The 14,597-nt window shown below is 61.5% G+C and carries 18 protein-coding genes and 2 pseudogenes; 16 read left to right on the top strand and 4 right to left on the bottom strand.

Annotated elements, in window-relative coordinates:
• Window positions 1-54 precede the first annotated feature (54 nt).
• Both P6U24_RS25230 and P6U24_RS25225 read left to right on the top strand, forming a co-directional pair.
• The gene (locus tag P6U24_RS25230) at window positions 55-456 is read left to right on the top strand and encodes a hypothetical protein (RefSeq protein WP_407155171.1); all 402 of its coding nucleotides are present in this window, start codon (window positions 55-57) and stop codon (window positions 454-456) included.
• A complete protein-coding gene (locus P6U24_RS25225; protein WP_407155170.1) occupies window positions 453-2,870 on the top strand; it encodes a hypothetical protein in 2,418 nt (805 codons plus the stop codon). Before P6U24_RS25230 ends, P6U24_RS25225 begins: the two co-directional genes overlap by 4 nt.
• 32 nt (window positions 2,871-2,902) lie before the next feature.
• Here P6U24_RS25225 and P6U24_RS25220 read toward each other — a convergent pair whose 3' ends face one another.
• A complete protein-coding gene (locus P6U24_RS25220) occupies window positions 2,903-3,088 on the bottom strand; it encodes a hypothetical protein (protein WP_407155169.1) in 186 nt (61 codons plus the stop codon).
• A gap of 185 nt (window positions 3,089-3,273) precedes the next feature.
• Here P6U24_RS25220 and P6U24_RS25215 point away from each other — a divergent pair, with 185 nt between their 5' ends.
• Together P6U24_RS25215 and P6U24_RS25210 are read left to right on the top strand one after the other, a co-directional pair.
• Window positions 3,274-4,035: a hypothetical protein gene (locus tag P6U24_RS25215; protein WP_407155168.1), complete on the top strand. Its 762-nt coding sequence runs from the start codon at window positions 3,274-3,276 to the stop codon at window positions 4,033-4,035.
• On the top strand, window positions 4,032-5,534 hold the full coding sequence (locus tag P6U24_RS25210; protein ID WP_407155167.1) for a glycosyl hydrolase family 28-related protein: 1,503 nt from the start codon (window positions 4,032-4,034) through the stop codon (window positions 5,532-5,534). The genes P6U24_RS25215 and P6U24_RS25210 overlap by 4 nt, the downstream gene beginning before the upstream one ends.
• Here P6U24_RS25210 and P6U24_RS25205 read toward each other — a convergent pair.
• Entirely contained in the window at window positions 5,493-6,560 is a 1,068-nt protein-coding gene (locus tag P6U24_RS25205; RefSeq protein ID WP_407155166.1) for an acyltransferase family protein, read from the bottom strand. The two genes, P6U24_RS25210 and P6U24_RS25205, sit on opposite strands and share 42 nt — an antisense overlap.
• Before the next feature lie 252 nt (window positions 6,561-6,812).
• Here P6U24_RS25205 and P6U24_RS25200 point away from each other — a divergent pair, with 252 nt between their 5' ends.
• The 5 genes from P6U24_RS25200 to P6U24_RS25180 all read left to right on the top strand — a co-directional run bounded on the left by P6U24_RS25200 (window position 6,813) and on the right by P6U24_RS25180 (window position 9,136).
• On the top strand, window positions 6,813-7,457 hold the full coding sequence (locus P6U24_RS25200) for a hypothetical protein (protein WP_407155165.1): 645 nt from the start codon (window positions 6,813-6,815) through the stop codon (window positions 7,455-7,457).
• Entirely contained in the window at window positions 7,457-7,681 is a 225-nt protein-coding gene (locus P6U24_RS25195) for a hypothetical protein (RefSeq protein ID WP_407155164.1), read from the top strand. The genes P6U24_RS25200 and P6U24_RS25195 overlap by 1 nt, the downstream gene beginning before the upstream one ends.
• The gene (locus tag P6U24_RS25190; RefSeq protein WP_407155163.1) at window positions 7,678-7,908 is read left to right on the top strand and encodes a hypothetical protein; all 231 of its coding nucleotides are present in this window, start codon (window positions 7,678-7,680) and stop codon (window positions 7,906-7,908) included. The genes P6U24_RS25195 and P6U24_RS25190 overlap by 4 nt, the downstream gene beginning before the upstream one ends.
• A gap of 9 nt (window positions 7,909-7,917) precedes the next feature.
• Window positions 7,918-8,826: a hypothetical protein gene (locus P6U24_RS25185; RefSeq protein WP_407155162.1), complete on the top strand. Its 909-nt coding sequence runs from the start codon at window positions 7,918-7,920 to the stop codon at window positions 8,824-8,826.
• A 73-nt stretch (window positions 8,827-8,899) separates the two neighbouring features.
• Window positions 8,900-9,136, top strand: a complete 237-nt coding sequence (locus P6U24_RS25180; protein WP_407155161.1) for a hypothetical protein — start codon at window positions 8,900-8,902, stop codon at window positions 9,134-9,136.
• Between the two features lie 284 nt (window positions 9,137-9,420).
• Here the strand turns inward: P6U24_RS25180 and P6U24_RS25175 are convergent, their stop codons facing one another.
• Both P6U24_RS25175 and P6U24_RS25170 read right to left on the bottom strand, forming a co-directional pair.
• Complete coding sequence (locus P6U24_RS25175) at window positions 9,421-9,603, bottom strand: hypothetical protein (protein WP_407155160.1); 183 nt, start codon at window positions 9,601-9,603, stop codon at window positions 9,421-9,423.
• A gap of 508 nt (window positions 9,604-10,111) precedes the next feature.
• On the bottom strand, window positions 10,112-10,531 hold the full coding sequence (locus P6U24_RS25170) for a hypothetical protein (RefSeq protein ID WP_407155159.1): 420 nt from the start codon (window positions 10,529-10,531) through the stop codon (window positions 10,112-10,114).
• Window positions 10,532-10,678: 147 nt separating this feature from the next.
• On the opposite strand from P6U24_RS25170, the pseudogene P6U24_RS25165 reads away from it, so the two are divergent.
• From P6U24_RS25165 to P6U24_RS25135, 7 genes and pseudogenes are all read left to right on the top strand, one after another.
• Window positions 10,679-11,065: pseudogene (locus tag P6U24_RS25165) on the top strand (terminase large subunit); the annotation flags it as partial.
• 76 nt (window positions 11,066-11,141) lie between these two features.
• On the top strand, window positions 11,142-11,783 hold the full coding sequence (locus P6U24_RS25160) for a hypothetical protein (protein ID WP_407160814.1): 642 nt from the start codon (window positions 11,142-11,144) through the stop codon (window positions 11,781-11,783).
• Window positions 11,756-12,151 carry a hypothetical protein gene (locus tag P6U24_RS25155; protein WP_407155158.1) on the top strand — a complete coding sequence of 132 codons (396 nt, stop codon included), beginning with the start codon at window positions 11,756-11,758 and terminating at the stop codon, window positions 12,149-12,151. The genes P6U24_RS25160 and P6U24_RS25155 overlap by 28 nt, the downstream gene beginning before the upstream one ends.
• Complete coding sequence (locus tag P6U24_RS25150) at window positions 12,136-12,408, top strand: hypothetical protein (RefSeq protein ID WP_407155157.1); 273 nt, start codon at window positions 12,136-12,138, stop codon at window positions 12,406-12,408. The genes P6U24_RS25155 and P6U24_RS25150 overlap by 16 nt, the downstream gene beginning before the upstream one ends.
• On the top strand, window positions 12,386-12,592 hold the full coding sequence (locus P6U24_RS25145; protein ID WP_407155156.1) for a hypothetical protein: 207 nt from the start codon (window positions 12,386-12,388) through the stop codon (window positions 12,590-12,592). Before P6U24_RS25150 ends, P6U24_RS25145 begins: the two co-directional genes overlap by 23 nt.
• A pseudogene (locus P6U24_RS25140) lies at window positions 12,589-13,695 on the top strand (phage portal protein); the annotation flags it as partial. The gene P6U24_RS25145 and the pseudogene P6U24_RS25140, both read left to right, overlap by 4 nt.
• Before the next feature lie 185 nt (window positions 13,696-13,880).
• A complete protein-coding gene (locus tag P6U24_RS25135) occupies window positions 13,881-14,597 on the top strand; it encodes an HK97 family phage prohead protease (protein ID WP_407155155.1) in 717 nt (238 codons plus the stop codon).

The raw sequence follows: 14,597 nt of genomic DNA, 5'->3' as shown, positions 1-14,597 counted from the left end.
AGGCTACGGCCGCTGACGTCTGGTGAGATACCCGACGTCGAAAGCTTCGATCGCGTGCCGGAAGCCGGCGAGGGTGCCGCGAGCTATTGGGAGGATCGGCTCGCAAGCGCAACGGCTGAGGAGCGCGCAGCGCTCGGCGCAACGGATGACGTTGGGCTCGATCCTGGCGAGAAGATAGACGGCGGGCCGAATGTTGCGCCGTCGGATCTGACACGGGAGCAACTGTCGGCGCTTTCGGATGATCCGCATCTGCCCGACGTGCAGGCGCACGATCTCGAGCATTTGCTCGCCGCAAATCCCGAGATGGAATTCACGACGCAGACGCGGCTCGATGATGGGAGCTACCGGCTCGATAGCCGGCCGCTGAAGGATGTGCTCGCCGAGCTCGGCGAACAAGAGACTGCGGCGAAGGAGCTGCGGGCCTGTGTGATTGGGTTGGAGGCGGCTGCCGAATGAGCGTGCGCGATTGTCTCGACAGGCTGGTCAAGCAAAGGAAGATCTCGCGCGTCACGGCGCAACAGGCCGATGCACTGTGGCGGCGCTACCAGAACAAGTTCTCGCTCGACCTGCCGCCGGCGCAAGCCGATGCGGCCGCAGCGCTGCAGACCGCGCGCGAGATGCTGCAGTCTACCCGGCGAAAGAAGAATGCGGTCGCGATGCAGGTCAAGCGGCAGACCGCAGTCGAGCGCGAGCAGATGAGCCATCCGTGGGGACCGGCGGCCGGCGGCATGGCGATCCTAACCCGCGACATCTACCGGCTCGGCGGCGAGAACGTCGACACCCGTGCCCAGGCGCTGCGGGAGGTGCTGTTCTCGAAATTCAACGCCGGGATCGAGGCCTACAAATCGACCATGGCCGGATTGAAACAGAACGCGGCCGGCGCGCGCAACCTGGTCAGGGAGTTGTTCGAAGTCGACAGCGGCGACGCCGTCGCCAAGGCAGCCGCCAAGGGTTGGCAGGACGCCACCGAGTGGGGCAGCAAATATGTGCAGAGCGCCGGCAAGATCTTCGAGGAGATGGAAAATTGGCGCATGCCGCAGTTCTGGTCGGCAGATCGTGTCAGGCGGTTCGGCATGGGCGATGCGTTTCAGGCCGATGTGCTCAATGCTGTCGCCGCCGGCGGTCTTAAGGTGTTCGATAAGGAGGCGCAGGAATTCGCCACCAATCCTGCGCGGATCCGCGTGCTGGTCGCGAAGGCGGCGCGTGATATCATCACCGAGGCCGGCAGCGCGCCCGCATTCTCCAAGGAGATGCGCACCTTCCATTTTCCGCAAGGCGAAGTGGGCTTCAAAGCGTTCGATGCGCTTCAGACGAAATACGGCGCTGGCAACGATATCATCGGCACTCTGACCGGCCATCTCGGCGCGATGGCGCGCGAGGCTGCGCTGGTCGACGTGCTCGGCCCGCAGCATGCGGCGACCGCGGCGATGCTGGCGAAGAACGCGCGGCACTGGGAGCGGCTCGGCAAACAGGGGCAGGGCAGAGTGCGGCCGGCGCGGATGCTGGGGCTGGAAAGCGGCAGTGCTATCGATCGCACCTATGCCGTGCTGTCGGGTAAGGCCAACGGCGTCGAGAATACGTTCTGGGGCGGCATCATGGGCGGCGCGCGCTCGCTTCTGACCGCGTCCTCGCTTGGCTCGGCGGTGATCCCGGCGACGATCGGCGACAGCGTCACAGCACTGCTCGCGGCGCGCTATAATGGCATGGAAGGCGGCAAGGTGCTGGCGCGCACCGTCGAGCTGCTGACGGGCGAGAACCCGCAAGCCCAGGAAGACGCAGCGCGGCTGCTCGTGACCGGCCACGCTATGAGCGATCATGCAATCGCGACGCGCCGCTACACCGATCAGCTGGCAGCGCCCGAGCTCTTGCGCAAGATCTCCGACACGGTGGTACGCGCCTCCGGCCTCAACGCGTGGACCGAAGGCATCAAGAAGGCGTTCTCGCTGGAGATGATGGCCTTTGTCGCCAGGCAGCGCGGCATCGCCTATGGCGCGCTCGAAGCGCCGTTCAAGTCATTCCTCGACCGCTACCGGATCTCGCCGGCCGAATGGGATCAATTGCGCGCACGCCCGACCTTCGATTTTCGCGGCGCCAAATTCTTCGATACATCGACGGCGGTCGATGATCCCGTTGTGCGCAAACTCTACGAAGGGGTACTGCAGGAGCGGGCGCTCGCGGTGTTGGAGCCGGACGCCCGAGTGCGCGCGTTCACGACCGGTGGCGTGCGCTCCGGCTCGCTGCTCGGCGAAGTGGCGCGCTCGCTGTCGATGTTCCAATCGTTCTCAATGACGATGATCACAACCCACATGATGGCGCTGGCGATAAAGGACGGTGTTGCCGGCAACCGTGCTCTCAATAATGCGCTGTTCTACACGCTGCATCTGCTCGCCGGCGCGGCGATCGTGCAGGCGCGCCAGGTGCTGCAGGGCAAGGATCCGATCGATATGACCAACCCGAAATTCTGGTGGCAGTCGGCGGTGCAGGGCGGCGGCGCCGGCTATTTCGGCGACCTGGTCGGCGGCGTAACCGGCGCGGCCGATCGCACCGTGATCGGCAAGTTCTCGGGCCCGATCGGCGGCTTTGTCGACGACACTGCGCGCGCGGCCAATGCGATCGCGACGGGCAAGGGAGGCGGCATCGGCGCGGGCATCGATCTGCTGAAGCATATCGTTCCTGGCTCTAACCTATGGTTCTCGCGGCTGGCGACCGATCGGCTGATCTTCGACCAGATCCATCGCGCTATCGACCCGCAATATGCCCAGAGCTTTGCCCGGCGCGAGCAGCGCGCGATTCAGCAGTACAACCAGCATTCCTGGTGGCATCAGGGCGATCTCACGCCGGAGCGCGCGCCGAGCCTGTTCGGACGGTAGGGATTGTCGTTAAGGCTGCCTGATGTTCCGCCTCAAGCCTCTTGCAAGCCGCACGGTCGATTTCCTTTATTGGGATGACCATGGCCACTGCGATATATACTGCCTGATCTCCGGGGTTTCGAACCTTTGGTCTCTGCATCTACCTGCGTGTGGAAGAGGATGCCGCTATAATAGAACTCGCCCTTCTTGTTCTCGAAAATGTTGGTGTAGTAGGTCATTTAATATCTCCTATATTATTGAATGAATTCGAGAATTATACCGGGCTGCGGAAAGCGTTCAATTTTTCTGACGAGAAAAATTCGCATGGTCGGGCACGGCCTGGTGACGGGCCAATCATCGAAGGCTGACTAGGGCCACAGGCGGCTAACGGTTGACGCCTTTGCTGCGGTCTTAGCGTCGCGGCATGACAGTCTCCTCGGAAGCCTGCGGCCCGACCAATCTACGCTGGACCGGCGTGGAAACCTCGTTCACGCCGGGCTGGCAGGCGCAGGACGTCGCTGCTGTCGAGGTCTATTACCTCGCCGATGCCCCTGGTAGCGCAGAGGTGCTGCTGACATTGGGCATCCACTATGCGGCGGCGCTGGCCGCCGGCACCGGTTTCGTCACGGCAACACCGGTCGCATTGCCGCCAGCGCCCGGCACCCTGACATTTCTGCGCAAGACGCCTGCGCTGCAAGAAACCGATTTTCAGAACTTGCGCAGCTTTGACGCCGCGACCCATACGCGGCTGCACGATGCGGCTGCCATGCGAGACGCCGAGCAGCGTCGTGACATCCTCTCCGCATTCGGCGCTGATCCCACGCAGGCGATGATCGCAGCGGCGAGCGCGATTCTGGCCGAGGCGATTAATGCGGTGCTCGGGGCGCCGCCGACTAAGATCGACATTACGAAGTCGCCCTATCAGGTGCAGTTCGGCGATCTCTACCTCGCCGTTGATACGTCCGGCGGTCCGGTCGTGATCGAGCTGCCTCCCGCAATCGCGCGCGCGGGACGGCCGGTGATCGTCAAGGATTTCACCGGACACGCGGCCGCGGCTGGCCGCAACATCAGCATCATCCCGAACGGCGCGGAGACCATTGAGGGTCTCAACCCGCTTCCGATCAAGGCCAACTACGGCGGCTTCCGCCTCCGTCCCTCCACACTGAAATATGTGATCGACCCATGACCAGGCTGACATCGCTGCTTGCCGGCGCGTTGCTGTGCGCTCTCTCGACCGCTGTTGCGAGTGGACAAACTGGCCAGCTCGATCCATGGCAGGTGTGGGGTAACTTTACCGCGCAGCCTGCGCCTGCCTCTCCGACGTCATTCGCGAACGGTGTTGCGCAATTTCTTGTTACGCCATCGAGCGCCAATCTGCGCGCGGCGATGACTGATCCGACAGGTACCGGTCTTCTGTACTTCCAGGGCGGCGCATTGGGCCAGCCGTCGTCGGCAGATCTGGCTCATGCAACGAATTTGCCGCTAGGTACCGGCGTGATCGGAAATCTCCCGATCGCGAACACCTGTCCCGGCTTGACTGGCGCGTCGAGCTCGACATTCCTGCGCGGCGACTGCCAATGGGCGACGCCAGCCGGGGCCGGTAACGTTACCGGTCCTGGGTCATCAACGGTGGGTCATATCACGACGTTCGGCGGCACGCTCGGAACGGCGATCCAGGATCAGGCGACAGTCACGACTGATCAGAATCATGTTTACAGTGGCAATATTACTGCATCTGGCACCAACCAGATGCAGGGCAATACATACTTCGGCGGCGCGCCCTGGTTCGACGTTAAGTCTCCCGCACATAGCTGCGCGGCTGCCATAGGCAATGGAGCGGCCGATGATACATCCGCAATTCAATGCCACATCAATTATTTGAATTCCACGTATGGCGGCGGGTTCGTATTTTTTCCTCCTGGAACCTATCTTGTCTCTGGCGCAGGATTAACCGTTTCTGCGGGCGTGTGGCTAGAAGGAAGCGGAATCGCAAGCTCGATCCAGGTGTCGACGGACAGCATGGCTGTCTCGTTTTCGACATCGGGCGGCACGTGCCCAGGAGGCGGGCATCTTGGAGGATTGGAAAAACTGCAGGTCTTAGGTTTTCAGACCAACACCTCAACGCAGCCTGCGGTAAAGATCGGGGCAAACTGCTCTGTCACGATCCGCGACGCCAGGATCTGGTTCGGGGCACAGGGACTTGTCAACAACGGTGTCGATAGCCTTGTAGAAAACAGTTACATCTGCGGCTGGCAGCAGTGCGTTTTCAGTCAAGGCGCAAACTGGTATGTCAGGGTAAAGCTCGACAGCATCGGTATCACCATGGTCGGCACTAGTGCTGCCTTCATGCAGGGTGCGTACATAGGGCCGGGTGGTGCTACAGCTATCGCTGAAAATCATTTCACTCAGACCGATTTCAGCGGCACGTACTCCTATTCGATCTACATCGATGACACCAACAACGCGTCCGCCATCACTCATATCGATGGTGGCGTCCTCTCGTCAGCTATCATGCTAAATCATCATAGGTTTACGATGATAACTGGCACTGAAATCGGATCCACGTCGTTCGCAAATAACAATGGCGCAATGCTGATGTCATCTACTACAGCACTTGCTTCCGTCACCATTTCAGGTGCCGGGTCACGATCCTGCGGATCTAACGCTGGCTTCACGAACTGTTAATGGTCGCTGCGTCCAATTGAGGATACGAAGGCCGTTCATCGCTGACCGTTCGATGAACCTGTACGAAAGCAGGGACAGGATGATTGTCACTGCGAAACCAACCACCAAGACGCGCGGCAGACCAAAGTGAGATAGATGTGCCCACTGCGTTATGATCGCGGTGACCACAAGCGGGTGAATCAGGTACATCGAATACGACGCATCGCCCAGCGCAACGACGGCCCGCTGAATAGACGGATGTCCGCTCGGCCATGGCCCGAGCACACCGGCTGTGAAGATCATGGCAGTGGGCAAGCCCCACACAAGCAATCGGTCATTGGACGGCATTCCGCCGCCGCCGATGTGGTGCTGAAAACCATAGATGATTGTGACCGCAATCAGCACTAGCAGCGTGCGCGCGAGAGCGGGAAGTTTGATCGATTTTCGGTATGCGATGGCGATCGCCATGCCGAGCGCGAATTCGATGATGATCGGATCGCACCAGAACCTAAGCGGTGTCGGCTGATCTATAAATCCGAAATGGCCGAGCGCGGCCATGATAGCCAGGGCGAGACCGACGGCGGCTAGCGCCCATTTGCGCGGGAGCATCAGGGTGGCCGCGAACATGACGTAGAACATCATCTCGTAGTTCAAGGTCCAGCCAACCCCGAGCAGCGGAGTGGCCTGCCCATAAGTGGGATTCGAGACGTACGGAACGAAGAAGAGAGATCCAGCCAAAGATGCCCATGTGACGCTGGGGGCGAACGCCAGCGCGATCAGCGTCGCCAACCAGTATGGCGGGACAACTCGTGAAAGCCGGCGACCGAAGAAGATTGCCGGCGCACCCGGCGAGCCGAACAGCTTCTCTGACGAGTGCACCATGATAAAGCCGGAGATGACGAAGAACAGATCGACGCCGCTGGCCAGGGAATAGAGCGGGATCCAGTCGTCGCCGTGGCCGCTCAAAATGAGCTGTGCTTGACTGAAATGGCACAAAACAACGGACAAGGCTGCCACGGCGCGTAAAGCTTGGACCGAAACGAGCATGAACGAAAGCGCCTTCCTAAAGGTACGATTTTCCCAAAAGGTATGTTTTGACCCATACATCGCAACCTCAACGCGATCAATTGGATTATGCGACCGTAAATCGCGCAGATTGTCATTGACTGAAGCAAACGAGCAACAACCAGCAACAGAGGTTAGCCGTCCCATCAGGTCAGGGAATGATCCGCCGATCGCGCCTTACGGTTGACGACGCCGAAACTGCGCCACTTTCGCGGAAGGCGAGAGGGCGAACCGATGAGCGTCAAGGTATTTGCGATCAAGGCAGCCAACGCCCGGCGCTGGCACGCGATGCACATCAAGGCCAATCTGCTCCCCGACTTCGACGCCACCGCAAAGCGGCTATCAGCGCCTGACGCCAAGGCGCGTTATCAGGGCGTCACTGACCGCCTGGTCGAGCTGAAGCTGCAGCCGGTGCCGTGGTGGTTCATTGCCATCGTCAGCGAGCGGGAATATGGCGGGCCGCCGCATTGGGATCGCCAGCTCGCCCAGGGCGATCCGCTGCATGCTGTCTCGACGCATGAGCCAAAGGGAAGGGGCCCGTTCCTGGCGCATGCGGACGACGTGACGCCAGGCCGTGATGCATGGACCAGGGGCTGTCTCGATGCGCTGATCGACTGCGCACCGCATGCAGCGAATTGGACCGACTGGTCAGTCGGCGGCGTACTGACGCTGTTTGAAGAGTACAACGGCATCGGCTACGCGATCCGCGGCATCGCCTCACCCTATGTCTGGTCAGGCACGGATCAGTATGACCACGGCAAGTTCACGGCGGACGGCGTCTTCAATGCCCGCAAGGTCGACGTGCAGGAAGGCTGCGCGCCGATCCTCGCGCGGATGATGGTGCTGGATCCGTCCATCACGTTCGCGGAGGCGGCGTGATGTGCATGATGGGCGACTGCATCGATCTCAGCTTCTGGGTCTACCACGGTTGGATCATCACAGCCGTGGTCTACGCGATCTATGTGCTGTTTGCCCTTGCGCTCGCGTGGCTCCTCAGGTGCATCGTTTTCACGCACTCGAAATTCGCCGCGCTGGCCTATGTCGCGTGTGCTGCGCCGCTGGCGGTTGCCCTCATTCAGTTTGCTCTCGGAAACGCTCCATGAACACTCCCTGGATCGTCGGAGCGCTGCTCGCTATCGCGTTCTTCGTAGTGTTCGAGTTTCTCGCCTTCCGGCATCCCGATCGCTTCAACACGCTTTCGCATTGCGTCGCGAGTGTTGGCGCGACGTGGCCGCTGTCGATCTGGCTGATGGGTCTCTTCGCCGGAATTCTCGCCTCACATTTCTTTTGGCCGTGGTGCGCCAACCCACTCGGGCATGGTGCTGGATAGGAGCAGGACATGAATTGGGAACTGGTTAAGCCTTGGGCTGCACAGATCGCGCGCGACACTCTCCGGACGCTCGGGATGGCATTGGCGTCCTACGGCATCATCAAGGACGGTGCCGGCGTCGAAGCGTTCATCGGCGCCGGTATGACGCTGGCCGGCATCTTCTGGGGATGGTTCACCACGACCGGCTATCTACAAATCGAGGGCCTGCTGAAGAAGCTGACGGCCACCAGGACGGCCAAGGATGCCGCGGTTGCAGCCGAGGTGTTGCCGCATGCCGCGGCTGTCGACAGCGGCTCCAAGGCCGCGGCTGTTCGATCGGTCACCGGCTCCGTCGCCACCGTGTTGCTGGTTGCTTTCGCGCTATCATTTTTGCTGGCAAGTGCTGGAGGCGCGATGGCGCAAGCGGCGCGCCGGCCAGCGGCGGCTCAGCAGCAAGGCCCGGTCCTCACCGGCGACCTGATCCAGGATGCCAAGAACGGCTTCAAGGGTGATCCGGCCACCGGCGTGCAGTTGACCGGAAATCTGAAGAAGGATGCGCTGGCGGTCTGGCAGAAGATCCAACAAGCCAGCCACGACGATCTCGTGTATGCGTCGCTGATGGCCGGTGCCGCTAATACGCCTGCCTCGAAGACGCGCAAGCAGTGCTGGGACGCTATCATCGCGATCAACGAGCAGGCCAACGGCAAAGGGCTGAAGAACGCCGACGGCACGGACGCCGCAAAGCCGGACCCGTCGCTGTTCAGCGATATTGAGACGTCAGCCGAGATCGTCGACAGCCTCTCACCGCAAGGACCGCTCTATACATCATGCGCAGGGGCGGCGCAGCTGTTTCAGGCTAACGTGATCCAATTCATCTCGGCCGCCGTGGCTGGCGTCGCCGGCATGGCGAAGCTGGCGCCGATCCCGGGACTGATGTAGCGCCGGCCGCGACGGAACGGAATGCAAGCCGATGATGGTAAGCCCTGAATGGATACTTGCAATCTGTGCCGGGGTGACCCTGCTGATCCTGATCATGGGGACGGTCGTTGGCGCGACCCTCTGGATCATCCGGCAGATCAGGGACATGAAGAAGGAGATCCTGGCTGACTTCGACCAGAAGCACTCCGACAATGCGGCGACCATTAAGGCGCTCGAGCAGCTGGTACTGCGGCATGACCTGATCCTCGAGCCAGAATTCAATGGATCGGGCCGCAGCCAGTACACCGCGAGGCAGCGTCCGCGCCAATAGGTCTCTGCAACCCATCGGACGTCATATATGTGATATCAACTATTTGGATGTATCAGGGGCACGGTTTGACCCAAAAGAAGACATAATCAAATATCCGTCTCCGTGGGACGCAAGCGAATCAACGAAGAGGCGACGCCGGCCAGGTTTCCAAAGGGAACGCTGGCGCGGATTGACCGTTTGCTTGCGGAAAAGGAGAAGCGGGCAGACTTCATTCGCGAGGCTGTCGAGGGCGAGGCCAGGCGCCGTGAGGCCCTAGCCAAGCAGGAGAGCTGACCGGCCCTCGCTCAAGGGTCAGGATGCAGCAGGCCGGCGAAATCCGTGAGGGCGACGAGGAAATCAAACTGCGCAGCGAGCCATTCCTTGTCGATGCTGATTGCTATGATGAGATGACGCGCATCTTCGCCGATGATCTGGATTTTTGGTCGGGGCTGGGGATCGTTGTCGCGGCGGGCGTCGTCGGTACTCATCAAAACTATTCCCTTTGAATCGCGCGGATTGCCGTTGATCGGTCTTGCTCGCGGTAATGGAATAGTGAGCCATCAAAGTGATATCATGTAAATCACGGATGCTCGTAAGCTTAGCAGTTCCTGAACAGATGCGTCAGAATGCGACACGTAAGTTATTGATTTTGTTATATCTTGGGTAACTGTAAATCAGCCGCCTCATGGCTTCGCAGGTTCGAGTCCTGCCTCCCCCACCAATCTGATTCTGTTCACTTAATTGGTGTTCGCGCAGCGTGGATGCTGGTGTGCCATATGACATCATATGACACCGTATGACACGCTCTGTTCTAGTTTCGATGTTCTTAGAATGTTCGTATAGCTGTGGAAGAGTCGGCCACCTTCCCGGCCGTCTTGTCAGCGGAGAGCTATCGCGATTTGAAGGACTACTTTGATCTGCTTTTCCGAAAGACTAAACCGCACCGCGGGTGGCGCTCGACGCCGCTGAGCCCCGTCGGCTGGACAAATTGACAATCTATTGACCAGTCTCAGTTCGAAAATAATCGGATCCAGCTAGCAGCCAAGTGGCGGCATCGAGTTCGGCGAGTTTGGCCTCGGCGGCTTTCGCCATCTCATTGAGGTACGCCAGTTGGTCGGGATCGGAGATCTCCTGCTTTATTTGTTCCACCATTTGAATGGCGTGGATCAGAGAGGCTCTCGTGAAATGGCTGGTGCAACCCGCCGGGCTCTGCCCGCGCATCATGTTTCGCAATTGGTCCTGGACCGAGGGCTCGGTGCCTCGCGAATCGATAGTGACATGATGGAAGAACAAGCCGGTCCGGTGCGGTGGCATGGCTAGATACTGCGACAGAACAACAATCTTGAAGTGCTCAAAATCCCATTCGTAGACACTGACATTCGGCTGCGGGCCAAAGGGGGTACGTGCTTCCGACATACACGGCGTAGAGGAGGGTCAGCGGCAAATCGATTGATGTGAGCCGGGCGCGATCTCGGCTCAGCCGCACCGCTCGCTCATTCCATTCGATCCGCTATTCCGGACGAGGCGGAAGCTGCGCTCGACATCTTCAAGGCATTGCGCATCGTGGATGCGGCGCATCGCCCGACTTTCGGCGCCGCGGCGCGTCGATGGATCCTCGATTTCGTTGCCGCAATTTTCGGGGCTTATGATGCCGAGACCGGCCGGAGGCTGATCCAGAACTTCTTCCTGCTGATCAGCAAGAAGAACGGCAAGTCGACGCTCGCCGCCGGCATCATGGTCACCGCCTTGATCCGCAACTGGCGCGAGTCCGGTGAGTTCTACATCCTCGGGCCCACCAAGGAGATCGCGGACAACTCGTACATCCCGGCCCGCGACATGGTGATGGCCGATCCGGACCTGCGCGCGATCCTGAAACCGAGCGCCGGCCGCGTCATCGAACATCGCAACACCGGCGCGTTCCTCAAGGTGGTCGCGGCCGACAACGAGACGGTGTCCGGAAAGAAGACGATCGGGCTGCTGGTCGATGAGCTCCATGTCTTCGGCAAGCGGGTCCGGAGCCGACAGCATGCTGCTCGAGGCCAAGGGCGGCTTGGCTTCGCGACCCGAAGGGTTCGTGATCTATCTATCGACGCAATCGGATGCGCCGCCAGCCGGCGTATTCGCTCAGACACTGGAAGAATTCCGCGGCATCCGCGACGGCAAGATCGACGAGCCGTCGAGCCTGCCGGTGCTGTACGAGTTTCCGCCGGACCTGCTCAAGGATGATCAGTTCCGCGATCCGCGGCACTGGCACGTCACCAACCCGAACCTCGGTGCATCGGTCGACGAGACCTATATCCGCAAGGAGCTCGAGAAGGCGCAGCGCGCCGGTCGCGCCCAGGTCGCCGGCCTCTTCGCCAAGCACCTCAACGTCCAGATCGGCAATTCGCTGTGGGCCGACGGCTGGGCCGGCGCGCTGATCTGGGATCGCGGTCTTGATCCGGATCTTCTGGAGCTGGACGAGATCCTCGACCGCTCCGAGGTCGTGACGATCGGTCTTGACGGCGGCGGTCTCGATGACCTCTTGGGCGTCGGCGTGATCGGCCGGGAGAAGGGCACCCAGCGCTGGTTGGGCTGGGCGTGCGGCCTGATCTCTACGATCGGCGCGTCGAGCGCCGTAAGGCCAATGCGGTCGAGTATTTGCAGTTCAAGCACGCTGGCGAGCTGACCATCTTCCGCTTCAGCGCGGATGATGCTGGCACTGATGACCCTGAGCTCGCCGAGCTGCCCGAGGGCGCGCTGGAGCCGTCGCTGGATCCGAACGCGCTGCCGCCCGACATCCAATTCGTCGTTGACCTCGTCGCTCGGGTGAAGCATCGCGGCCTGCTCGCCCAGGTCGGCGTTGACGCGGCCGGCATCGGCGCCATCGTCGATGCCCTGGACAAGATCGGGATCACGCAAGACAACGACAATCTCGATGCCGTGCGTCAGGGCATCGCGCTGATGGGCGCCGTCAAGACGGTCGAGCGCAAGCTCGCCGATCATTCGTTCCGCCACGGCGACAAGAAACTGCTCGCTTGGTGCGTGTCGAATTGAAGGTGGTGCAGACGCCGACCGCGATGCGCGTTGCGCGTGACGAGGCCGGCTTCGGTAAAGTCGATCCCGCGATGGCGCTGTTCAATGCCGCGCATCTGATGTCGCTCAACCCCCAACCCACCTCCAGCAACTCCGGCAGGAACACTGACGACCTCGATGCGCTGATGGCTAAGATCGACGCCGCTGCCCACGCGATGGATATGGGAGACGCCGAGGGTGACAAGCAGGTGGTCCATGGCATCGGCAGGTCTGCGTAAGGGCATGCGGACGCTCGCCCGCCCGCTGCCGCACGTCGCGCTGGACGCATGCGGCTTCGCCGGAGCAGGTAGCATCTCCTATGGTGCCTGGCTGATCTATGTGCCGGCCGGCTTTCTGGTTGGTGGCGCGCTGCTGATGGCGCTGTCGATCCTGTTCGGCCGCCGCCTCGAGGCGCGCGAATGAGCCTGTTCGGTTCGCTGGCACGCGAGGTCAAAGGCGTCAATGGCCTGACCTGGGGCGAGATCAACGACCTCTGGTTAGGCCTGTTAGGCGGCCATCAGTCGCGATCTGGCCCCGCAGTCAACTGGAAGACGGCGCTTCAGACCACGACCTTTCTCGCCTGCGTGCGGCGCATCGCCGAGGCGGTCTCGACCGTCCCGACCAAGGTCTATGAGAAGCCCCGCGGCGCGAAGCGCCAGGAGGCCTATGACCACCCGCTCTACGCTCGGCTCAATGACGAGCCGAACGAATGGCAGGATCCGCTGCAATTCAAGGAGACGCTGGCGGTCCACTGCGCCGTGACCAACAATGCGTATGCATTCAAGAACGTGGTGCGCGGCAAGCTCGTCGAGCTGATCCCGATCGTGCCGACCCACGTGCAGCCGAAATGGACGCCGGATCGCACGCCGTATTATCTGGTCACCGCGCCCGATGGCTCGCAGGAAACGTTCACGTATCAAGAGATCCTGCACATCCGCGGGCTCTCATGGGATGGGCTGAACGGCCTCGACGCGGTGAAGCTGCTGCAGGAGCCGCTCGGCCTCGCGCTCGCGACCGAGCAGACGCATGCGATGCTGCATGCGCATGGTGCGCGGCCGAGCGGCATCATCTCCGTCAACAAGGGACTGGATGAGAAGGAGCTCGTCCGTCTCGCAGCCTGGGTCAAGAAGCACTATGGCGGCCTCGACAATGTCAGCCGCGTGATGATCCTGGACAACGATGCCAAGTTCACGCCCTTCGACATGAAGGGCGTGGACATGCAGCACATCCAGCTGCGCAACCTCGAGGCCGAGCGGATCTGTCACGGAATGGGCGTGCTGCCGATTGTCATCGGCTATCCCGCCGAGATGGCGGCCCGTGCCGCGGCGGAGACGCTGATCGCGATGCACCTCGTGCACACCATCAGGCCCTGGCATCGCCGTTTCGAGGCTGCCTTCGATCGCCAGTGCCTGACCCGCGCCGAGCGAGCCCAGGGCTTATACACCAAATTCATCGACGGCGAATTCCTGCGCGCCACCGCGAAAGATCGTGCCGAGTACAACAAGGTCGCCCTCGGCGGCGCCGGCAATCCCGGCTGGGCCACCATCAATGACGTCCGCGACTGGGACGACATGGATGAATACGACGGCGGCGATCACATCTACGCCCCGATCAATTGCGGCCCCATTGGGCAGGACGGCATTCCGCGTGTCGCCCAGGCGACAGCCAAGCCGGCGGCGGACAGCCAAGCCGGCGGCGGAAGGAGGATAGGATGCACGAGCGCAAATCCGGCCTGGCTGCCACCCGCCGCGCGGTCAGCTTCCAGTACAAGTTCGTCGAGGACGGCAATCCGGCCGGCACCTTCGAGGGCTACGGCTCCGTCTTCAACAACGAGGATGACGGCGGCGACCTGATTCAGCCCGGCGCCTTCACCGGCGTGCTGGCGCGCCATGCCGCGAAGGCGACGATGCCGAAAATGCTGCTCAACCATGGCAGCATGGGCGGCTTCTTTGGGGGCGGCGATCCGATGTCGGACGTGCCGATCGGCTGCTGGTCGACCATGAGTGAGGACAGCCACGGCCTGCAGTGCAAGGGCCGGCTGATCAACCTGGACACCGAGAGCGGCAAGCGCATCTATGGCGCGATGAAGGAGAAGGCGCTCGACGGCCTCTCCATCGGCTACCGCGTCGGCGACTACGTGCGCGGCACGAAGCCGAACGAGCCGCGCCGCACCATCAAGACCGTCAAGGATCTGCCGGAAGTGTCACTGGTGACGTTTCCGATGAACGACCTGGCCCGTACTGGCGGGGTCAAGGCAGCGGATATCCGCACCGTCAGAGATTTCGAGGACTTCCTGCGCGAGGTCGGCGGCTTCTCGCATGCCGCCGCGAAATCGATCGCAGCGCGCGGTTTCAAAGCTGCCGAGAGGGAGCCCGCAGGGATCGAAGCTCTGGCCGCCTCGCTCCGCAGTCTGCGGCGCGCGATCTAA

It is taken from the genome of Bradyrhizobium sp. STM 3557, from assembly GCF_045571465.1.
Lineage (GTDB): Bacteria > Pseudomonadota > Alphaproteobacteria > Rhizobiales > Xanthobacteraceae > Bradyrhizobium.
The sequence above is the reverse complement of the archived record's forward strand: the minus strand, read 5'-3'. Positions and strand labels throughout refer to the sequence as shown.